The 21425-nt window shown below is 54.4% G+C and carries 20 protein-coding genes; 4 read left to right on the top strand and 16 right to left on the bottom strand.

The features are described 5' to 3' along the window. The first annotated feature begins 1 nt into the window (after position 1). Positions 2 to 1102 (top strand): type 1 fimbrial protein, encoded by a 1101-nt coding sequence (locus tag QVF11_RS14525; protein ID WP_287857909.1) that lies wholly within the window; start codon positions 2 to 4, stop codon positions 1100 to 1102. A gap of 44 nt (positions 1103 to 1146) precedes the next feature. On the opposite strand, the gene actP is transcribed toward QVF11_RS14525, so the two are convergent. The 3 genes from actP to acs form a co-directional block, all read right to left on the bottom strand. After that, complete coding sequence (actP, locus tag QVF11_RS14520; RefSeq protein WP_287857906.1) at positions 1147 to 2796, bottom strand: cation/acetate symporter ActP; 1650 nt, start codon at positions 2794 to 2796, stop codon at positions 1147 to 1149. Next, the gene (locus QVF11_RS14515; protein WP_110274548.1) at positions 2793 to 3107 is read right to left on the bottom strand and encodes a DUF485 domain-containing protein; all 315 of its coding nucleotides are present in this window, start codon (positions 3105 to 3107) and stop codon (positions 2793 to 2795) included. The genes actP and QVF11_RS14515 overlap by 4 nt, the downstream gene beginning before the upstream one ends. A 178-nt stretch (positions 3108 to 3285) precedes the next feature. Further along, a complete protein-coding gene (acs, locus tag QVF11_RS14510) occupies positions 3286 to 5244 on the bottom strand; it encodes an acetate--CoA ligase (RefSeq protein ID WP_142515018.1) in 1959 nt (652 codons plus the stop codon). A 411-nt stretch (positions 5245 to 5655) separates the two neighbouring features. Here acs and gltP point away from each other — a divergent pair, with 411 nt between their 5' ends. Next, on the top strand, positions 5656 to 6969 hold the full coding sequence (gene gltP / locus QVF11_RS14505; RefSeq protein ID WP_287857900.1) for a glutamate/aspartate:proton symporter GltP: 1314 nt from the start codon (positions 5656 to 5658) through the stop codon (positions 6967 to 6969). A 36-nt stretch (positions 6970 to 7005) separates the two neighbouring features. Here gltP and QVF11_RS14500 read toward each other — a convergent pair whose 3' ends face one another. From QVF11_RS14500 to QVF11_RS14465, 8 genes are all read right to left on the bottom strand, one after another. Then, entirely contained in the window at positions 7006 to 7689 is a 684-nt protein-coding gene (locus QVF11_RS14500; protein ID WP_142514441.1) for a tetratricopeptide repeat protein, read from the bottom strand. A gap of 222 nt (positions 7690 to 7911) precedes the next feature. After that, positions 7912 to 10059 carry a formate dehydrogenase subunit alpha gene (fdhF, locus tag QVF11_RS14495; RefSeq protein WP_287857896.1) on the bottom strand — a complete coding sequence of 716 codons (2148 nt, stop codon included), beginning with the start codon at positions 10057 to 10059 and terminating at the stop codon, positions 7912 to 7914. Positions 10060 to 10283: 224 nt separating this feature from the next. After that, positions 10284 to 11195 carry an allose kinase gene (gene alsK, locus QVF11_RS14490; RefSeq protein WP_287857893.1) on the bottom strand — a complete coding sequence of 304 codons (912 nt, stop codon included), beginning with the start codon at positions 11193 to 11195 and terminating at the stop codon, positions 10284 to 10286. Further along, positions 11179 to 11874: a D-allulose 6-phosphate 3-epimerase gene (gene alsE, locus QVF11_RS14485; protein WP_112215854.1), complete on the bottom strand. Its 696-nt coding sequence runs from the start codon at positions 11872 to 11874 to the stop codon at positions 11179 to 11181. The genes alsK and alsE overlap by 17 nt, the downstream gene beginning before the upstream one ends. Positions 11875 to 11884: 10 nt before the next feature. Then, positions 11885 to 12865 (bottom strand): D-allose ABC transporter permease, encoded by a 981-nt coding sequence (alsC, locus tag QVF11_RS14480; RefSeq protein WP_112215853.1) that lies wholly within the window; start codon positions 12863 to 12865, stop codon positions 11885 to 11887. Then, positions 12844 to 14376 (bottom strand): D-allose ABC transporter ATP-binding protein AlsA, encoded by a 1533-nt coding sequence (alsA, locus tag QVF11_RS14475; RefSeq protein WP_287857890.1) that lies wholly within the window; start codon positions 14374 to 14376, stop codon positions 12844 to 12846. The genes alsC and alsA overlap by 22 nt, the downstream gene beginning before the upstream one ends. Positions 14377 to 14452: 76 nt before the next feature. Then, positions 14453 to 15388 (bottom strand): D-allose transporter substrate-binding protein, encoded by a 936-nt coding sequence (alsB, locus tag QVF11_RS14470; protein ID WP_142514446.1) that lies wholly within the window; start codon positions 15386 to 15388, stop codon positions 14453 to 14455. Positions 15389 to 15575: 187 nt separating this feature from the next. Then, complete coding sequence (locus tag QVF11_RS14465; RefSeq protein ID WP_112216292.1) at positions 15576 to 16463, bottom strand: MurR/RpiR family transcriptional regulator; 888 nt, start codon at positions 16461 to 16463, stop codon at positions 15576 to 15578. A gap of 364 nt (positions 16464 to 16827) precedes the next feature. Between QVF11_RS14465 and rpiB the strand changes: the two genes are divergently transcribed. Both rpiB and yjdP read left to right on the top strand, forming a co-directional pair. Further along, positions 16828 to 17277 carry a bifunctional allose-6-phosphate isomerase/ribose-5-phosphate isomerase RpiB gene (rpiB, locus tag QVF11_RS14460; RefSeq protein ID WP_112216293.1) on the top strand — a complete coding sequence of 150 codons (450 nt, stop codon included), beginning with the start codon at positions 16828 to 16830 and terminating at the stop codon, positions 17275 to 17277. 69 nt (positions 17278 to 17346) lie between these two features. After that, the gene (gene yjdP / locus QVF11_RS14455) at positions 17347 to 17676 is read left to right on the top strand and encodes a DDRRRQL repeat protein YjdP (RefSeq protein ID WP_112216294.1); all 330 of its coding nucleotides are present in this window, start codon (positions 17347 to 17349) and stop codon (positions 17674 to 17676) included. On the opposite strand, the gene QVF11_RS14450 is transcribed toward yjdP, so the two are convergent. The 5 genes from QVF11_RS14450 to phnL all read right to left on the bottom strand — a co-directional run bounded on the left by QVF11_RS14450 (position 17670) and on the right by phnL (position 21360). After that, positions 17670 to 18140 carry a hypothetical protein gene (locus QVF11_RS14450; protein WP_112216295.1) on the bottom strand — a complete coding sequence of 157 codons (471 nt, stop codon included), beginning with the start codon at positions 18138 to 18140 and terminating at the stop codon, positions 17670 to 17672. The two genes, yjdP and QVF11_RS14450, sit on opposite strands and share 7 nt — an antisense overlap. A gap of 70 nt (positions 18141 to 18210) precedes the next feature. Beyond that, positions 18211 to 18969: a phosphonate metabolism protein PhnP gene (phnP, locus tag QVF11_RS14445; RefSeq protein ID WP_287857886.1), complete on the bottom strand. Its 759-nt coding sequence runs from the start codon at positions 18967 to 18969 to the stop codon at positions 18211 to 18213. Positions 18970 to 18983: 14 nt separating this feature from the next. Then, a complete protein-coding gene (gene phnN, locus QVF11_RS14440; protein WP_287857884.1) occupies positions 18984 to 19547 on the bottom strand; it encodes a ribose 1,5-bisphosphokinase in 564 nt (187 codons plus the stop codon). Further along, positions 19547 to 20683: an alpha-D-ribose 1-methylphosphonate 5-triphosphate diphosphatase gene (gene phnM, locus QVF11_RS14435; RefSeq protein WP_287857882.1), complete on the bottom strand. Its 1137-nt coding sequence runs from the start codon at positions 20681 to 20683 to the stop codon at positions 19547 to 19549. Before phnM ends, phnN begins: the two co-directional genes overlap by 1 nt. Then, positions 20680 to 21360, bottom strand: coding sequence for a phosphonate C-P lyase system protein PhnL (gene phnL / locus QVF11_RS14430; RefSeq protein ID WP_287857879.1), 681 nt, complete (start codon positions 21358 to 21360; stop codon positions 20680 to 20682). Before phnL ends, phnM begins: the two co-directional genes overlap by 4 nt. Positions 21361 to 21425 lie beyond the last annotated feature (65 nt).

Here is a 21425-nt window from a genome sequence, read left to right as displayed (position 1 = left end):
TATGAAAAAATATTTTTTACTCGTTCTTTTATTAATTTCGCCGTGTTATGTGTGGGCCTGTAACTATGGGTTAAATGGTGGTGATGTGTTTATCGCTAATTTACCGCCTAAAATATTGCTTAGCGCCGGGAGTTATTCTTCTGGGACTGTTATTTATGATTCAGGAAAAATATACCATTCACAAACCGATGTTCTCAACTGTACCGGTAATTTATATGCCCGCTTTACCTGGACATCAGGAATGGCTAATGCGCTCATTGGCAATAATATCTACGCAACATCGGTGCCGGGAGTTGGTGTCAGGGTTAATGTGTGGTTAAATACTACGGGTGAATATGGAGGTAGCTCTACTCCATTTAATGCCGATAGCAGTGAACATCATATTGGTGATGCTGATTTTTCTCTTGGAAAAACGACCCTTTTTGTTCACTATGCACATACGAATTATTCCCCCGTATACCAACTACAGCTCGTTGCAACAGGGGGGAAAATTGCCAGTAATAGTTCTCTAAGCTTTACCGATCCGGTATCAACCGTTGCAATTAAAGACAGCGAGGGTGAATTTGTTATTTCTCAGCTGCATATCAGTGGTACAACCAATATTCAGCTCGTTCCCATGGGATGTACGGCAAGCACAACCGCACTGAATTTCCCAATGGGTTCGGTTAAAACGAGTGAATTTAATCTTTCTAACAAAGTCGGTTCTGCCCAGCAAACGCTCACACTGACCTGTGAGCCAGGAACAAATGTGCAAATGCGCATTAGCGCGACGGAAGCAGAGGGCGATAACCCGGACCATACCGTGATTGCACTAACGCCCGGCGAGAATGTGGCGACCGGTGTAGGGGTACAGTTGAATCTCAACGGCACGCCGTTATCTGTGAATACGTCCACCTACAGAGTATTCGATCCGATCAATAGAACAACGGTGACGAACTCTGAAGCAGAGGCCGGCTACACCATTTTCTCCGATCCAAATAACACCGGTGGTGCGTCAGGGACAGACACGCTGTATTTTTCGACCAACTATTACAAAACCGGTTCTGAAGTGACGCCGGGAACTGCCAACGCAAGCGGAACAATAACGTTTACCTACAACTAGCGTATAAAAATTCCCCGGTCTGCCGACCGGGGAATAAGTCATCATTAATGCGCCTGACCTTTCTCGATACCGATCCCGGTCTGCGAACGAATAAACTGCGCGCGGAACAACTCGCGCTCGCGTAAACCTTCTGCTGAGCTATCGGTCGCAGAGAAGAACCAGATACCGATAAAGGCAACGGCGATGGAGAACAGCGCCGGATATTCATACGGGAATATCGCCTTCTCGTGGCCGAGGATCTGTACCCAAATGGTCGGACCGAGGATCATCAGAATCACCGCAGTCAGCAGACCCAGCCAGCCGCCAATCATCGCGCCGCGCGTGGTCAGCTTCGACCAGTACATCGACAGCAGGATAATCGGGAAGTTACAGCTTGCGGCGATGGAAAACGCCAGGCCGACCATAAACGCGATGTTTTGATTCTCAAATAGAATACCCAGCAGAATCGCGACCACGCCCAGAATCAGCACGGTAATCTTCGACACTCTCAGCTCTTCGCGCTCGGTTGCGCCTTTCTTAAAGACGTTAGCGTACAGATCGTGAGATACCGCTGATGCGCCCGCCAGCGTCAGGCCAGCGACCACCGCCAGAATAGTGGCGAAAGCAACGGCTGAGATAAAGCCGAGGAACAGGTTGCCGCCGACCGCATCCGCCAGATGTACCGCCGCCATGTTGTTGCCGCCGATAAGCTGCCCGGCCGCGTCTTTAAATGCCGGATTGGCTCCCACCAGCATGATGGCGCCGAAGCCGATGATAAAGGTCAGAATATAGAAGTAACCCATAAAGCCGGTGGCATAGAACACGCTTTTACGCGCTTCTTTGGCGTCGCTCACGGTGAAGAATCGCATCAGAATATGCGGCAACCCCGCGGTACCGAACATCAGGCCGAGTCCGAGCGACAGTGCCGATATTGGGTCTTTTACCAGCCCGCCGGGGCTCATAATCGCTGAGCCCTTAGGATGGACAGACATCGCTTCGGTGAACAAATTATTGAAGCTGAAGCCGACGTGCTTCATCACCATAAAGGCCATAAAACTGGCGCCGAACAGCAGCAGCACCGCTTTGATAATCTGCACCCAGGTGGTGGCGAGCATGCCGCCAAACAGGACGTAGAGCACCATCAGGACGCCGACCAGCACCACCGCGATGTGGTAGTTGAGGCCGAACAGCAGTTGGATAAGCTTACCCGCGCCGACCATCTGAGCAATCAGATACAGCGCCACTACCACCAACGAACCGCAGGCGGAGAGGATACGAATCGGCCCCTGTTTGAGACGATAAGAAGCCACGTCGGCAAAGGTGTAGCGCCCGAGGTTACGCAGGCGCTCGGCGATCAGGAACAGGATAATCGGCCAGCCAACCAGGAAGCCCAGGGAGTAGATCAATCCGTCGTAGCCAGAGGTGTACACCAGTGCGGAAATTCCGAGGAACGAGGCCGCCGACATAAAGTCACCGGCAATTGCCAGCCCGTTCTGGAAGCCGGTGATATTGCCGCCCGCGGTGTAGTAATCGCTACGCGAACGCACACGTTTTGACGCCCAGTAAGTGATGTACAGCGTCAGAGCGACGAAAATCAGGAACATGATAATCGCCTGCCAGTTGGTCGGCTGGCGCTGTACCGCGCCGGTGATGGCGTCTGCGGCGTTGGCGGTAAAAGGGAGCGTGGCGGCGAGCGCCGTCAGAACTTTCTTCATGATGCTTTAACCTCGCTGAGAATGCTCTTCGTCAGCTGGTCAAATTCACCGTTTGCCCGCCAGACGTAAATTCCGGTTAGTACGAAAGAGATAACAATCACGCCGATACCGATCGGAATACCCCGGGTGACGCTGGTTCCCGCATGCAGTGGCGTGCCCAACCAGCCGGGGGCGAAGGCGATAAGCAAAATAAAGCCCACATAAATCACCAGCATAATCAGTGACAGGATGGTGGCAAACCTTTGCCGGGCTGCAACAAGCTCCCTAAAATGCGCACTATTTTCTATCCGCTGACAAATCTGATCGTTCATCGTAGCGTCTCCAGAGGTTCCCTTTCGTCATCCACGCGCGAGTCATCGGCAACACTCATCCGCCCGGCAGTTAACTGTCGGGAATCAGCCTGTTTACCGCTTTCCTGCTACCTGAAATCCTTGGGGAGTATTTTTATGTCCTCTCCCCTGACGGGGAGAGGGTGTAGGGGATCGGTTTTTATGATGGCATAGCGATGGCCTGCTTCTCTTCGAGCAGTTTTTCCACCACGCCAGGATCGGCGAGCGTTGAAGTATCGCCAAGGTTACTGGTATCGCCCGCGGCAATCTTGCGCAGAATACGGCGCATGATTTTCCCCGAGCGGGTTTTCGGTAGTGAATCGGTCCAGTGCAGGATGTCCGGCGTGGCCAGTGGCCCAATCTCTTTGCGTACCCAGTTACGTACTTCTGCGTACAGCTCCGGCGAGGGTTCTTCGCCATGATTGAGCGTGACATAGGCGTAGATGGCCTGGCCTTTGATGTTATGCGGAATGCCTACCACTGCCGCTTCAGCGATTTTCGGGTGCGACACCAGCGCCGATTCAATTTCGGCGGTACCCAGACGGTGCCCGGAAACGTTCAGTACGTCATCGACGCGACCGGTGATCCAGTAGTAACCATCTTCATCACGACGCGCGCCGTCGCCGCTGAAGTACATATTTTTAAAGGTGGAGAAGTAGGTCTGCTCGAAGCGTTCATGGTCGCCAAATAGCGTGCGCGCCTGGCCCGGCCAGGAGTCGGCGATGGCCAGGTTGCCTTCGGTCGCGCCTTCCAGCGGCGTGCCTTCGTTATCTACCAGTACCGGCTGGACGCCAAAGAACGGGCGAGTGGCGGAACCAGCTTTCAGCTCAATGGCACCCGGCAGCGGGGTGATCATAAAGCCGCCGGTTTCGGTCTGCCACCAGGTGTCCATCACCGGACATTTCTCGTTGCCTATTTTCTTCCAGTACCACTCCCAGGCTTCCGGGTTAATCGGCTCGCCGACGGAACCCAGAATGCGCAGGGAAGTGCGGTCAGTGCCCTCAATGGCTTTATCGCCTTCCGCCATCAGCGCACGGATCGCCGTTGGCGCGGTATAGAGAATGTTAACTTGGTGTTTATCCACCACCTGACACATGCGCGCCGGGGTTGGCCAGTTTGGCACGCCTTCAAACATCAGCGTCGTCGCACCGCAGGCCAGCGGGCCGTACAGCAGGTAGCTGTGGCCGGTGACCCAGCCAACGTCGGCGGTACACCAGTAGATATCGCCCGGATGATAGTCGAAAACGTATTTAAAGGTGGAGGCAGCATAGACCAGGTAACCGCCGGTGGTGTGCAGCACGCCTTTTGGTTTACCGGTCGAGCCGGAGGTATAAAGGATAAACAGCGGATCTTCGGCGTTCATCTCTTCCGGCTGATGCTCCGCGCTGGCTTTCTCAATCAGGTCGCTCCACCACAGGTCGCGGCCTTCCTGCCAGTCGATTTTGCCGCCGGTGCGTTTGAGCACCACGACGTTCTCAATACTTTTCACATTCGGGTTTTTTAACGCGTCGTCGACGTTTTTCTTCAGCGGGATTGCGCGACCGGCGCGTAGCCCTTCATCTGAGGTAATAACCAGACGGGAGTTTGAATCGATGATGCGACCAGCAACCGCTTCGGGTGAGAAGCCGCCGAAAATTACCGAGTGGATAGCGCCGATGCGGGCGCAGGCCAGCATCGCCACCGCTGCTTCCGGCACCATCGGCATATAGATAGCAACAACGTCGCCCTTTTTAATGCCGAGGTCGAGCAGGACGTTGGCAAAGCGGCAGACATCGTGGTGCAACTCGCGATAAGTGATATTTTTGCTCTGGCTGGCGTCGTCGCCTTCCCAGATGATCGCCGTCTGGTCACCGCGCTCCGCCAGATGACGATCGAGGCAGTTAGCCGCCAGATTCAGCGTGCCGTCTTCGTACCATTTGATGGAAATGTTGCCCGGCGCGAAAGAGGTGTTTTTCACGCGAGTATAGGGTTTGATCCAGTCAAGGATTTTGCCCTGCTCGCCCCAGAAGGCATCGGGGTCAGTGACGGACTGCTGATACTGCGCCTGGTACTGTTCCGGGTTAATCAGGCAGCGTTCCGCAATATTAGCGGGAATAGAGTGTTTGTGTATTTGGCTCATGGCTTTTTTTCTCCTGTAGGTTGTTAAATATATGTCAAATAAACGTTAATAGTAGGGGCTTTGGCGGCTTTGTTTGCTATTTGGGGGGCAGATCACGCAATAATTAAATTGAATGAAAAGCAATCAAATGAAACTTTGAGATGAAATAATTTCTTATGATGATTTATAGAAAATGAATATATTAAATATTTTTTATAACAAATACTTATGCAATGTAAGGCGACAATATTAGCGAGTTTATGCAGAAAACAAGATTAAACCCCTGTTCTTAAAGACTTGCGCAGCATGCCGTGCAAATGATACTGATACTGCGCGTTAAATAATCCTATAAAGCAACGCAACACAATTCATACCCCTTTCAGTAGGCGTCATTACCTCCTGGAATGGTGCCTTTCATTGAGGAAGTCTGTAGTGAAGAAAAAAACAAAAGTCAGCCTGGCCTGGCAAATTTTGCTGGCCCTGGTGCTGGGCATACTTCTGGGTAGTTACCTGCATTACCACGCTGAAAGCCGCGACTGGTTAATCTCGAATCTCCTGACGCCTGCCGGCGATATCTTTATCCATCTGATAAAAATGATCGTTGTACCGATTGTGATTTCGACCCTGGTGGTTGGCATTGCGGGCGTGGGTGATGCGAAACAGCTGGGCCGTATCGGCGCGAAAACCATTATCTATTTTGAAGTGATCACTACGGTGGCGATCGTGCTGGGGATTACCCTGGCTAACGTTTTCCAGCCGGGAACCGGGATCGATATGTCGCAACTGGCGGCGGTGGATATTTCAAAATATCAGAGCACCACGGCGGAAGTGCAGAGTCACGCGCATGGTTTCATGGGCACGATCCTTTCGCTGGTGCCGACCAATATCGTGGCGTCGATGGCGAAAGGCGACATGCTGCCGATTATTTTCTTCTCGGTGCTGTTCGGCTTAGGGTTATCTTCGCTGCCCGCCACCCATCGTGAACCGCTGGTCACGGTGTTCCGCTCCATCTCCGAAACCATGTTCAAAGTGACGCACATGGTGATGCGCTATGCGCCGGTCGGGGTATTTGCCCTGATCTCGGTGACCGTGGCGACCTTCGGCTTCGCCTCACTGTGGCCGCTGGCGAAGCTGGTGATTCTGGTTTACTTCGCGATTCTGTTTTTCGCACTGGTGGTGCTGGGCATCGTGGCGCGTGTATGCGGGCTAAGTATCTGGATCCTGATTCGTATTCTGAAAGACGAGCTGATTCTGGCGTACTCCACCGCCAGCTCTGAGAGCGTACTGCCGCGTATTATTGAGAAGATGGAAGCCTATGGCGCGCCAGCGGCGATCACCAGCTTCGTGGTGCCGACCGGCTACTCGTTTAACCTTGATGGCTCAACGCTGTACCAGAGCATCGCGGCTATCTTTATCGCCCAGCTGTACGGTATTGACCTGTCTATCTGGCAGGAAATTACCCTCGTGCTGACACTGATGGTGACCTCGAAAGGGATTGCAGGCGTACCGGGCGTCTCCTTCGTGGTACTGCTGGCGACGCTGGGTAGCGTGGGTATTCCGCTGGAAGGTCTTGCTTTTATTGCCGGCGTTGACCGTATCCTCGATATGGCGCGTACTGCGCTGAACGTGGTGGGTAACGCGCTGGCGGTGCTGGTTATCGCCAAGTGGGAACACAAGTTTGACCGCAAAAAAGCGCTGGCGTATGAGCGTGAAGTGCTGGGAAAATTTGATAAAACGGCGCAATAACATACACAGCCCGGTGATATCGCACCGGGCTTTTTCTTATCTTTTACTGATCCTGTCGAACTCTTCGCACCCGGTATCAAACCCTTCCTGACAGCTGACATTGAGCCAGTGCAGCGCTTTCTGTTTATTCGGTTCGATAAAGCCTTTTTCCCCTTGCTGGAACAGCATTCCGGCCCAGTATTCGGCATAGCCAGTGCGGGAGAGAGCGGAGCTCTCTTTAAAGTACTGCGTCGCCTTTGCGTCATCTTCCGGCGGATGAACGCCGCTGGCGTAGATCAATCCCAGCAGCATTTGGGCGTCGACAGCGGAGTCGCTTTCCGGGTCCCGCGCGGCATCCTGCAACAGCGTAATGGCGTGCGGATAGTTCGGCGTTCCGGCCTGCTGGTTCACCAGCACCCGAGCGAGAACAATTTCACCCGCCTTGCTGCCAACCTGCACGGATTGTTCTGCCAGCGCCTTGGCCTGGTGATAGTCGGCCTGCTGTGGATTACGAATCTTAAGCTGGGCCAGCAACGCCAGCGCATCACCGTCACCCTTGTCAGCCGCTTTTTGCGCCCAGTATTCGGCCTGCGGAAAATCACCGAAGCTGACGTAAGTATCCGCCAGGTAATATTGTGCGCGCGGATCGCCCGCTTCGGCTTGCTGTTTGTATTGGCTGCCAGGTTCCATGGCTCCTGCGGTGAGGCTTACCATCACCAGCAGTAAAGAGAGGTATTTCATTTTTTATTATCGGTAGAGGACATAGTGAGCAGTATAAAGGGAGGCGAAGAAGAAGAAAACGACGGGAACTCGTGGGGAGTTCCCATGCTTTACCCGAACAATAGTGCCGTCTGTTTCCCGGGGGCGGCGCTAACGCGCCTTGCCCGGGCTACAAATTCACAGTTGTCTGTGGTCCGGTAGCACGGACAGATGCGAAGCACCGCCTCCGGGGAGGCGGCTTGATTAACCCATTGCGCTTTCGCGCAGGCGGGATTTCAGCTTGTTGTACTCGTCAATCACGTACTGCTCGGCGGCACGCTGGTCAGTGATCCGCTCAATGTTGACGGCGCAGTACTTATACTCCGGCGTTTTGGTTATTGGGCTCAGGTTCTCGGTCACCAGCTCGTTACAGGCGCCAATCCACCACTGGTAGGTCATATAGACCGCCCCTTTGTTCGGACGCTCGCTGACCTGCGCGCGGGTGATGATGCGGCCTTTGCGCGAGTTAACCCACACCAGCGCTTCATCCTCAATGCCCAAACGTTCGGCATCGGCGGTATTGATTTGCGCATAGCCAGGTTCATCCGCCAGCGCGGCCAGCGCCGCACAGTTACCGGTCATCGAGCGGCACGAGTAGTGGCCGACTTCACGCACCGTCGACAGCACCATCGGGTACTGCTCGGTGAGCTTGTCAATCGGCGCGACCCAGTCGCAGGTGAAGAACTGCGCCAGACCATTCGGGGTATCGAACTTCTCTTTAAACAGATAAGAGGTCCCCTGATCGGCGTCGGACTCATCGCGGCACGGCCACATGATATAGCCCAACTCGCCCATTTTCTCGTAGGTCGCGCCAACGAAATCCGGGCACAGATGACGCAACTCGTCCCAAATTTCCTGGGTGTTGTTGTAGTGCATCTTGTAACCCATGCGGGTGGCTATTTCGCTGATAATCTGCCAGTCGGTTTTCAGATCCCACTTCGGTTCAACCGCTTTAAAGAAGCGCTGGAAGCCACGGTCCGCTGCGGTATAGACACCTTCATGCTCGCCCCACGAAGTGGACGGCAGGATGACATCAGCCGCCGATGCGGTTTTGGTCATGAAAATATCCTGGACGATAACCAGTTCCAGCTCTTCAAACGCTTTACGCACGGCGGACAGCTCGGCGTCGGTCTGAAGCGGATCTTCACCCATGATGTACGCCGCCCGCACTTCACCGTGCGCCGCGCGATGCGGCAGTTCGCTGATGCGATAACCGGTATGTTCCGGCAGGCTGTCAACGCCCCAGGCTTTGGCGAATTTCTCGCGGTTTTCCGGGAACTTGACGTACTGATAGCCGGGATAAGTATCCGGCAGCGCACCCATATCGCAAGCACCCTGAACGTTGTTCTGACCACGCACCGGGTTGACGCCAACGCTCGGCTTGCCGAGGTTGCCGGTCAGGATCGCCAGGCTGGTCAGAGAACGTACGGTCTCCACGCCCTGGTAGAACTGGGTGACGCCCATGCCCCACAGAATGGCGGCGGATTTCGCGCTGGCGTACATGCGGGCGCAGGCTCGAATCTCCTGAGCGCTGACGCCGGTAATCTCTTCCACCGACTCCGGCGTATAGCCTTCGACAATTTTGCGATACTCCTCGAAGCCTTCAGAACGGCTGGCGACGAAGGATTTATCGTAGAGATCCTCTTCGATAATGACGTGCCCGATGGCGTTGAGTAGCGCGATGTTCGAGCCGTTTTTCAACGCAATGTGCATATCGGCAATGCGCGCGGTTTCGATTTTACGCGGATCGCAGACAATAATTTTCGCCCCATTGCGTTTGGCGTTAATCACGTGATTCGCCACAATAGGGTGTGAATCTGCCGGGTTGTACCCGAAGATAAATACGAGATCGGTATTGTCGATCTCAGTGATGGCATTACTCATAGCGCCGTTACCGACCGATTGGTGCAGACCTGCAACCGAAGGGCCGTGTCAGACGCGAGCGCAGCAGTCGACGTTATTAGTACCAATAACGGCGCGCGCGAATTTTTGCATCACATAGTTAGTTTCATTACCCGTCCCGCGGGACGAACCGGTAGTCTGAATTGCGTCAGGGCCATACTTCTCTTTAATGGCGCTGAGACGGGTGGCGACGTAGTCGAGCGCCTCATCCCAGGAGACGGATTCCAGTTTGCCGCCACGCTGGCGACGGATCATTGGGGTTTTGAGGCGTGGGGTCAGGATCTGGGTATCGTTAATGAAATCCCAGCCATAATAGCCTTTCAGACACAGGGTACCCTGGTTGGTTTTCCCCTGCGCCGCCTCAGCCCGGACGATTTTGCCGTTATCGACCACCAGGTTGATTTTGCAACCTGATGCACAATATGGGCAAACCGTGACGACTTTTTTCATCGGTCTTGCTCCAGTTAATCAATTGGCGCATACGCGCTATCGCGCCGTCACTATGCATCTTCTATGCCATGTTTTCATTGTGGGTATCGACTGATGATACGTCGTTTTTTTGGGCGAAATGCTGACGAAAAACAGGCTATCGTCAGTTTTGACGTGTCGAAGCGAAGGGATGTGACGGGGAAGGGAAATCCGGGTAAGGCGTTCAGGCCACAACCCGGAAAAATTTATGCTAAATAATAGCTGCGGGCCAGTGCCGCCGCGCCCTGCGCTCCGTTGAACGCCGATGAGGATGCTGCAACAAAGCGCAGCGCCTGATACGGCAGAGGGCGACGAACGTAGGTTTTGACCATTTCGATTAGCGCGTCGCGCGGAAAGGCGGGCATATCCATCACGCCGCCGCCGAGGATCACCGCGTCAGGGTCGAACAGGTTGATGCTGGTGGCGATGGCGCGAGCGGCATGGTTCAGCAACGTCTGGACAAACGGTTCTTGTACGGCGTGAATAAACAGCTCGCCAAGTTCATAAGCCCTCGGCTCCTGCTCGTACCAACGTTTTAGCGCTATGCCGGAGCAGGCAGTTTCCAGACAGCCGGGATTACCGCAGGCGCAGGTGAGGGCGTCATCGCCCTGTGGAATATGCCCCAGCTCGCCCGCAACGCCGTGCGCCCCGGTCCACGGCGCGCCGTTCAGCCAGATAGCGAAGCCCATTCCGGTACCGAGATAAGCCGCCAGCACCTCCTGCTCTTGCAGACCATTTTCCTGGACGTCAAACGAGAGCTGCAAATTAACATCGCGGGAAAACTCCACCGGGCAGCCTAATGCTGCTTCCAGCCGGTCGACCAGGTTATACAGATCGTCGGCGGTCAGAGGCAGATTGGGGGTAGAGATAATCGTGCGTTTGTCTTTCGCCACCAGCGCCGGAAAGCCCATCACCAGCCCACAACAGTGGGCAGAGTGGTTGGCAAGCTGCCGCTGTAGCAGGCTTTGAATACCGCTGACCAGGCCATCGGCGGCGATAACGTCCGCAGTGCGCAGCTTTTCACAGTGCAGCGCTTCGCCCTGCGCCGTTTGCAGACAAAAACGGATATGGGTCGCCCCCATATCCACGCCCGCGACGACGTTACGCTGTTTTTGCATGAGGCTGTACCTCGTTTTTCGCCGCCAGGATCTGCTCCGCCATCACCTGCCACGCGTCATGGATGTTGTCACCATGGTTAAAGAGGCCGGACGTGCCGACGATAAAGACATCTGCGCCCGCCGCCATCAGTTTTTTGTAGGTGGCTTTGTTGCAGGAGCCGTCGATTTCGATTTCGTAGCTCAGTCCTTCGCGCTCGCGCCAGGCTTTCAACTCAGCGATTTTCTCCAGCATCTCCGGGATAAACGGCTGTCCGGCGAAGCCTGGATCGACAGTCATCACCGTGATTTTGTCGGCTTTATGAATGTAGTACTTCATGGTCTCAACCGGAGTTTCCGGGTTGAGGATCAGCCCTACTTTCATGCCGAGGCGGCGGATTTCCTCAATCAGGCGGAAGGCCTGGCCGTTAATGGTCTCCGGGTGCAGGGTGATAAAGTCCGCGCCCGCCTGCGCCAGCTGGCTGATGTAATCCTGCGGGCGGGTGACCATCAGGTGGCAGTCCAGCGGTTTGCTGGCCAGCCGCTTCACCTGGCTGACGAAAAACGGCGACAGCGTCAGGTTCGGTACAAAATGGCCGTCCATAATGTCGATGTGAAAATAGTCTGCGTGCTGGTCGATAAACTCGATCTGTTCTTTGAATTTCAGCAGATCCATACACATTAAAGAGGGAGCAATTTTCATTATAGATTCCTTACTTACTGATAAGACGGTCGAGAGCGACAGCCGCGATGATTAATCCGCCCATCACCACCAGTTGGTAGTAGGTTTGTACTTGCAGAATATTCAGTCCGTTGTTGATGGTGCCGATGATTAAGCCGCCAATGACCACTGAGAAGATGCGTCCCTTGCCACCGAAGAAGCTGGTGCCGCCGATAATGGCGCTGGCGATGGCGTACGTTTCAAAGCCCATGCCTGCCAGCGGTTCCGCCGCGCCGAGACGTGCCGTAGAAACCACGCCCGCAAGGCCAGCGCAAACGCCGGAGATAATAAACACCAGCAGCATGTGGAATTTGACGTCGATACCGGAGTAAAACGCGGAGTTTTTGTTGCCGCCCAGCGCATAGATATTGCGCCCCAGCCGGGTGCGAGTGGTCAAAAACCACAGCAAAACCGCCACAATCAGCGAGAAAATGACCGGTACTGGAATGCCCAACGGCGTGGCAGCAAAGAAGTTAACGAAGCCAAATGAGAAGCCGTACACCGAGTTGGCATCGGAAATCACCAGCGTAATGCCGCGGAAAATAGCGTTGGTGCCAAGGGTGATAATAAACGGATGCAGGCCGGTCCAGTTGACCAGGCAACCGTTAATCGCCCCCAGCGCACCGCCGACCAACACGCCGCCAATCAGCGCCGCAAGGAACGGATCGACGCCCGCCAGCATCAGCTTGGCGGTGACCATTCCGGAGAGCGCGAGGATTGCTCCGACCGACAGGTCGATCCCGGCGACGAGGATCGCGAAGAATTCGCCCATGCCGATCAGCACGGTCACCGAACTCTGCACGAAGATCTGCGTAATGTTGTTGGTCGTCAGGAAATACTCCGACGACAGGGTGCCAAATATCGCGACGATAATTGCGAGGATAAAAAAGGTGCCGTATTTATCCCAGAACAGCGCGAAGTTAAACGGTTTTTTCTCGTCCATGTCGCTTTTCACTCTTGTGGTAGTGCCCATGCCATAATCTCCTCTTCGCTCAGATCGTCGCGATTGGTCAGGATTTGCGTCAGTCGCCCTTCGCAGAACACGGCAATGCGGTCGCAGACGGCGATAATTTCAGGAAGTTCGGACGACACCATCAGGATGACTTTTCCGTCATCGGCCAGCTGGCGCATCACTTTATAAATTTCGGCTTTTGCGCCGACGTCGATACCGCGCGTTGGCTCGTCGAAAATAATCACTTCGGGGTTGCAGCATAACCATTTGGATATCAGCACTTTTTGCTGGTTTCCGCCGGAAAGCTCGCCAATGTTCTGATCGACGGAATGACACTTCAGCCCCAGCAGTTGGCGCTGCTCTTCGGCCGTTTTGTGTTCACTGCTTTCGTGAAATAGTCCCATTGCACCTTTATAACCACCGCGCTTCAGGCTCTGGCTAACCGCCATGTTCTGGGCGATGGAAAAATTGGGGAAAAAGCCGTTTTCCCGGCGGCTTTCGGTGATGTAGCCCATGCCTTTCTTTAAAGCGTCAAGCGGCGTGCGAGGGGAGATCTCTTTGCCATTAAGGTAGATTTTGCCGCCTGCGCGCTTATCGACACCAAACAGGCAGTTCATCAATTCAGTGCGCCCGGAGCCCACCAGTCCGGCAAAGCCGAGAATTTCACCGCGATTGACGCTAAAGGAGATATCGCGAACTTTTTTCTTGTCGTGGCTGGTGACGTTTTTCACTTCGAAGACCGTTTCGCGCACGATGTTGCCGGTACTCTCTTTCATGGCGTTGAAGCGGTTCTGTAGCTCGCGTCCGACCATCAGGCGCACGATGTCATCGTTATTCACTTCGCTGACCATCCCGCTGCACACGCTGCTGCCGTCTTTCATCACCGTATAGCGATCGCAGATGCGGCGAATTTCCGCCAGCTTGTGCGAGATATAGACGATGGCGGTGCCCTCTTTGCGCAGCTGGTTCATGATCAGGAACAGATAGTCCACCTCTTTATTGGTCAGCGAAGAGGTGGGTTCATCCATGATCAGCACTTTGGCGTCGAGCATCAGCGTCTTGGCGATTTCGAGCATCTGCTTGTGGCTGATGGACAGATTCGCCACTTTCTCGTCCAGGCCGACTTTTAATCCAACGCGCAGCAGCATCATTGCCGCCCGCACGCGCATTTCTCGCCAGTCGATAACCTTGACGCCGCAGACTTTTTTCGTCAGGTGACGGCCAATATATAAATTTTCCAGTACCGTTAATTCATCAATAACGCTGAGTTCTTGATAAATAATACCGATGCCGAGCTGGGCTGCTAATTTATGGTCCAGCTTGTCGTAGTTGACGTTATTAATGGTAATGGTGCCTTTGGTCGGTTCATGTATTCCCGACAGAACTTTCATCAGCGTTGATTTACCGGCACCATTTTCCCCTAATAACGCATGTATTTCGTGAGGGTAAACAGTTAAATCAACCGATTTTAATGCGTGAACCGGACCAAAGGATTTGCCGATCCCCGCCATTGAAATATATGGCGTGAGCATAGAGATTCCTTATATTTTCACCCTCTCCCTGTGGGAGAGGGCCGGGGTGAGGGCAACAGACCGGACAAGGCCTGTGTTATTTCGTCACCAGAATGGAATCCACCAGCTTAAATTGCGGGGCTTTATCCAGCGCGATTACTTTGCCGCTCTTCTCTGCATCAACCATTAGCTTCAGACCGGTTGCACCAATATCCGCCGGGTTTTGCGCGACGGTAGCCGTCATCTGCCCGGCTTCGACCATCTTGCGCGCTTCCGGAATGCCATCGGTGCCGACAACCAGAATTTTGCCCGTTTTGCCCGCGTTAGCGACGGCTTGCGAGACGCCCATTGCCATGGTGTCGTTGGCGCAGTAAATCGCTTTGACGTTCGGGTTACGCTGCAACACGTTAGTGGCGACATCCAGTGCTTTAATACGGTCCCAGTCGGCGGGCTGGCTGGCAACCAGCTTGATCTGGCTGGCTTTTTTGAAGGCTTCGGTGGCGCCGTTACGGCGAGCTTCACCGGACGCGTTACCAGCTTTGCCTTCGATAATAGCGACTTCGCCGCCTTCAGCGCCCAGTTTGTCGATGATAAAGTCTGCGCCTTTTGCCCCTACCGCCACGTTATCGGTAGTGACAAACCCTTCCACGTTGCCGCCGGCTTTCTTCAGGTTATCCATATCGATTTTTTCATCGAGATTGACCAGATAGATGCCCTTTTTCCAGGCTTTAGCCACCGGCATCACCAGATTTACGGAGGAGAGTGGCGCAAAGGCGATACCTTTGTAGTTTTTGTTGCTCAGGTCTTCAAACAACTGCAGCTGCGACTGGAAATCGCCTTCCGAAGGGGAGGCAAAAATATCGACGCTGACGCCCAACGTTTTGGCTTCATCTTCAATGCCTTTTTTCATATCAACCCAGAATGGGTTAGATAATGTTTTTAATACGACAGCGTAATCAGCGGCGGCAAAAGCGCTGGTGGTTAACATTACGCCCATGAGCGTACCGCTGAAAATTTTCAGATATTTATTCATATCAATACTCTCGGTGTAAGATACAGTTTTATTGATCCCACAAAGGTGGGATCGATTTTTATACCCGTCATACTTCAAGTTGCATGTGCGTTGGCTACGTGCGTTCACCCGAATCACTTACTTGAGTAAGCTCATCGGGACTCTCTTACTTGCCGCCTGCCTGCAACTCGAATTATTTAGGGTATATTTACTTCAGTGCACCGGGTGAGAAGAAATTAACAATCGCGCCGGTTTTTTGCATATTTAAATTCGCTTGATCAATATCTAGTTGTGCGACTGAAACAAAGAACGCATCTAATAATGTCAGTTGTAATATACGCGCTGAGGCGTTTCGTCCCAATAAAGGCGTCTCTGGTGCTGGCGAACAAATAATAAAATCAGCTAATTTGGCAATCGGTGAATGATAGCTGTGGGTGATGCAGATAATTTTGGCCCCATTCTTTTTAGCTAGTTCCACCGCCGATTTAATATCGCTGGTGCGTCCGGAGTGGGAAACCACCAGCACCACGTCGCCTTCTTTCAGCAGCGACGCGGACATCATCATGATATGTGCGTCCGGATAAGTCTGGCAGCGCACGCCGATGCGTAAAAATTTGTGCTGCACGTCGGCACAGATGGCGTTAGAGCCGCCCGCGCCGTACAGGTCGCGCTGATTGGCCTGGGCAAAGAAGCGCGCCGCGCGATGAATCTCATCAACGTTGACGATCGACTGGCCTTCCATAATGGTGCGCAGGGTGATGTTAAACACTTTGTTCACCACATCCTGCGGCGCTTCATCAAAGGAAAGCTCGGCAGGAAGAACCTGTTCAGACTGCGAAAAGTAGGCCTCAAGCGCGCTGCGCAGATTACGAAAACCGCTAAAGCCCAGCAGTTTAGAAACCTTCACGATCATGGCTTCGGATACCGACAGCGCTTCCGCGACATCCTTTATAGCCGGCGCATCGCTCAGATTGCCGGGCTTAAGCAACCATTCGACGATTCGGCTTTCGTTCTCGGTCATACCTTCCTGCTTCATGCGAAGCCAGGGGGCGAGGCCGATACCGTTGGGGAGCGAACTGGATTCTGACTGACTCATCGCTTTCTCTATTGTCCATAAAATGAAGACGCCACTATATCACCACAGGCAAAACAGAAAAGATACAATCAACTTCACAAAAAATGTATTTTTATAAAGTTTTGTGTTTTGTGAAGTTTTATTGAATCTTTAAAAAATGAATTTATGATTTAAATGCATATAAATCATTTAGTTATGTTGTTTATTGTTACGTTGTAAAAAATGAGAATATTCGACGTAAATATTTTTCATACTTGATTTGTGAAATGGCGCCGTGTAGAACAAGCACAGATGACGGTGGTTTTGCTGTTTAAATCGGCAAAAACTGCCGTTTAAATCACAAGACAACCTATGTTCGTAAAGTTAATAACAGGCGAGGCTATGTATGAAAAGGATTGCATTTGGCTGCGATCACGTTGGGTTTATCCTGAAAGACGATATTCTGGCGCACCTGCACCAGCGCGGTATCGAGGTCGTGGATAAAGGAGCATGGTCAACAGAGCGAACCGACTATCCGCGCTACGCCAGCGCCGTCGCTCAGGCCGTTGCAGCCGGGGAAGTGGACGGCGGAATTCTTATCTGCGGTACCGGCGTCGGCATCTCTATCGCTGCTAATAAACACCCCGGCATTCGCGCCGTCGTGTGCAGCGAGCCTTATTCCGCGCAGCTTTCACGCCAGCATAATAACAGCAATATCCTGGCTTTTGGTTCGCGGGTGATTGGTCTTGAGCTGGCGAAAATGATCGTCGATGCCTGGCTGGCAGCCGAGTTTGAAGGCGGGCGTCATCAGGGCAGGGTAGATGCTATCGGCGCGATTGAACAGCAGCGGATTTGAGATTCCTCCGCTACTCGCGATGATAGCCGTTGATTAACGTAGAGCCAGCCCACCGATGAGACTGGCTTTATGAAACGTTACTCTACCGCTTTGCTTTTCTGCACCCTGGCGCTAGCCAACCCGCTGGCTCACGCTGATATTATTGACGACGCCATCGGCAATATTCAGCAGGCCATTAATGATGCTTATCACCCCAGCGATAGCCGTTCTGACGATGATTATGATGATGGGCGCTATCAGGACAGCCGTCAGCAAAACAGCGATCGCCAGCGGCAGTATGACGACAAGCAGCGTCAAATTGAGGATCGTCGCCGTCAGCTTGACGATCGTCAGCGCCAGCTGGACCTGGATCGTCGGCAACTGGAGAGCGATCAGCGTCGGCTGGATGATGATTACTGACGTGGGGCGACTCGCGGTGGTAGCCAGGGGATGATCAGCCCCATGACCACACCGGCAAGTAGACCTGAGCCAGTAAAAATCCAGAAAACCTCTTCATTCAGGATAAAGTGCAGAAGATCTCTATCAGTAAAAAGCAACATGCTTAATATCGCCGCCATCACGCTAATCCCCAGACCGATTGCCGCACTGGCGAGTGTGCGCCTGTAGTGGAACGCGTAAATATATGTAGGCAGGCAGGCGACGGCAATACCCGTCAGCAGCGCGGGGAGGGCGCCGATTAACCATGTCACGATAAGCAAGAACGGCAGCATGGAGACAATATTCCGAAGAAAGACGCCCGGTGACTCGTGATACTGCAATGCGATAGCGACGATTGAAATGATCGCAACCGGCAAACCGGCGCATGATGGCCCCAGCAGAGCAAACCAGCCGCCGTGGTGAAGAACTCGTCGTGTTGTCGTCATGTGATTCCCTTCAGATGGTTAAGCCTGAAAGGAAGGTAGTGATGTTAAGTGAAGAGACGATGAAGTGCGCTCAATCCAGCACAATCTCCATACCGTCAAATCCCGCTTCAAATCCCGCAGGCAGAGAATTATCCATCATCCACGTATCGAACTGGTGGCTGATATGGGTGAGGATCACCCGTGGGCAGCCAATCACCTGGTTAATCGCCCGCACGGTGTTGAGATCGCAATGGTTGCGCGGCGGTTGCGGGCGCGGCTCGTGGCTACAGTCGATGATAATGAGCTGCGGCTGGTTGTTGAGCAGAAATTTCAGCGTTTTTTCCGGCAGGGCGGTGGTGTCGGATAGCCAGGCGACCCGGCTATGGGCTGACTCCAGCAGATAGCCAAAAGTGAGCTTTGAGTGGTTTAGCGGCAACGGCGTGACGCGTAGTCCTTGCAGCTCGAACATGACAAACGGTTCGACGGTGTGGCTGAAGTCCAGCAGGCCCGGATGTTTGAACAGATCATCGCAGCCTTGTTCATCGGGAGGGCCATAGACCACAATGGTTTCGCCCACGCCCCAGCGCAGTGGGAACAGGCCCTGAACATGATCCATATGATAATGGGTGAGCAGAAACTGCTGAAAGCTACCGGCGGGCCACTGCTCCATCAGATCCGGTAACCCGGCATCGAGCAGCGTTACCGCGCTGTTGAACTTGACCACCGCGCTACAGGGGCGGCGTCGATATGACTCGTCGCTGCGGGCGCGGCGGCAGGCGGGGCAGTCGCAGCCGAAAACCGGCACCAGTTGCGCACCGCCGGTGCCGGTTAAGCGGATAGTCAGGCTCATGCATTCTCCTCGCATCAGGCGAGCTGCTGTTCACGCCGGTTCCCGTGGACGCGGATCAGCGACACCAGGGCATCCACCGACTGGCTCAGACGGCCATCGTTGTTGAGGGTCAGGCACGCGCTCGGCGTATAACGGGCGGCGCGCTCCAGCCGTTGGGCGATTTCCGTTTCATTCTCCCGCCCACGCTGCTCCAGGCGTTGACGCAGCACTTCCGGCGAAACCTGTAAACAGATGGGCAGCAGGGCGTCGGCATAACGCGTTTTTGCCTGGGCCAGGTGAGCGCGGGAGCCGTTGGCAACCACGTCAAATCCGGCGTGTAGCCACAGGTCAATCTCGATGCCAATACCGTAGTAATTGTTATTGGCGTGCCAGCTAAGCGCAAACAGATGCTGCTCGGCGCGGGTGAAAAACTCATGTTCGCTGAGCGCGATATGGTTCTCACAGCCCGCGTTGTGCGGGCGGGTAATGTAACGGTGTGCCACCAGTAGCTGCGGGTGTTCGCGCTGGCGCAGCGCCGCCAGCAGGCTATCTTTGCCGGCGCCGGATGGGCCGACCAGCCAAATCAGTTTCCCTGTCATTAAAAGACCCTCTTACCTTGACGCCAGACGTTATCGATATGGACATGCTCGCCGCGACGGTGTGCCAGCACCAGATCCGCGCGTTTACCTTCGGCAATCGCGCCGCGATCGTGCAGTCCCAGCGCCTGCGCGGGGTTTTTGCTCACCAGACGAATAGCCTGGGCGAGGGTAAACGCGTTGCCGTCGTCATCGGCGATGCGGAAAGCGGCATCCAGCAGGCTGGCGGGGTAATAGTCGGAAGAGAGAATATCCAGCAGGCCGCTGCTCGCCAGGTGATGAGCTGCGACGTTGCCCGAATGTGAGCCGCCGCGTACGATATTCGGCGCGCCCATCAGGACGTTCATCCCGTGCTGACGCGATGCCTGCGCTGCGGCTAATGTAGTGGGAAATTCGGCGATCACGCTGCCAAGCTGGTGCGATTCGACCACATGTTCATGGGTGGCGTCGTCGTGGCTGGCTAGCGCGATATTCCGCTCGCGGCACATGGCGGCAATGCTCTGCCGGTTGGGCTGCGACCAGGCCGCCGCCAGCGCCATCTGCTCCTCTTCGAATTTATCCATCTCTTCGTTGGTCAGATGATATTTCCCCTGGTAGTAGTCGCGATATTTGCTGCGGTCAGCGTACTGGCGCTGACCTGGGGAGTGATCCATCAGGGAGACCATGCTTACCGGCTCGCGGTTAACCAGCTTCTCAAACAGCGGCAGAGTGGTGTGATGCGGCAGCTCGCAGCGCAGATGCAGCCGGTGTTCGGCGCGGTTGAGGCCGCGTTTTTGCGTCTCTTCCACGGCGTTGATCATCTTTTCCAGATTCTCCAGACGATCGCCACCGTCGCGCACGTCACCAATGGCGACGGCATCCAGCACGGTGGTGATGCCGCTGGCGATCATCAGCGCGTCGTGACTGCTCATCGCCGAGTGGGCGGGCCAGTCCACCTTGGGACGCGGGGTGAAAAACTTGTCCAGATTGTCGGTATGCAGTTCAATCAGCCCCGGCAGCAGCCAGCCGCCTTCGCCGTCAATCGCCTCCGCCAGGCGACTCTGGCTTTCGGCAAAGGCAGAAATTCTGCCGTCTTGTACTTCCAGCGAACCGTTGACCACCTCGTCTTCGAGGACCAGCTTTACATTATTGATAATCATGCTGAAATCCCCATCGGATGCAGGCGGTCGGCGACCTGGTTACGCGTTGCCTCGTCGTGAAAAATGCCGACGATAGCCGCGCCGCGCGCTTTGGCTTCGTTAATCAGTTCCACTACCGCAGCGCTGTTTTTCGCGTCCAGCGAGGCGGTAGGTTCGTCGAGGAGTAAAATCGGGTAATCGACCGCGAAGCCGCGGGCGATATTGACGCGCTGCTGCTCGCCGCCGGAAAAGGTGGAAGGAGCCAGATGCCACAGGCGTTCAGGAACGTTCAGGCGCGTCAGCAAGCGGGCAGCCCGTGAGGCGCTCTCTTCGCGCGTAACGCCCAGTTCGAGCAGCGGCTGCATGACCACTTCGAGAGCCGAGATGCGCGGGATCACCCGCAAAAATTGGCTGACCCAGCCGATGGTGGTTTTACGTACTTCCAGCACTTTACGCGCCGAGGCGCTGACCAGGTCGACCCATTCGTCGCCGTGGCGAATATGAATGTGGCCGCTATCGGGCAGGTAGTTGGCGTAAAGCGAACGCAGCAGGGTTGATTTTCCGCTTCCGGAATGGCCGTGCAGCACCACGCATTCACCGGTGTTAACGGTCAGCGAGGCGTCGGCGAGAACCGGCAGACGCACGCCGTGCTGCTGGTGCAGAACAAAGGTTTTATGGATGTTTTCAACGCGGATCATGTTGGCCTCTGGGGGTTGATTGCCGGGTGGCGGCTACGCCTTACCCGGCCTACAGGTGCGCTGTT

It is taken from the genome of Klebsiella sp., assembly GCF_027492335.1.
GTDB classification, from domain to species: Bacteria; Pseudomonadota; Gammaproteobacteria; order Enterobacterales; family Enterobacteriaceae; genus Klebsiella; species Klebsiella huaxiensis.
Note: the sequence above shows the minus strand (reverse complement) of the source record. Positions and strands in the feature narration are given on the sequence as shown.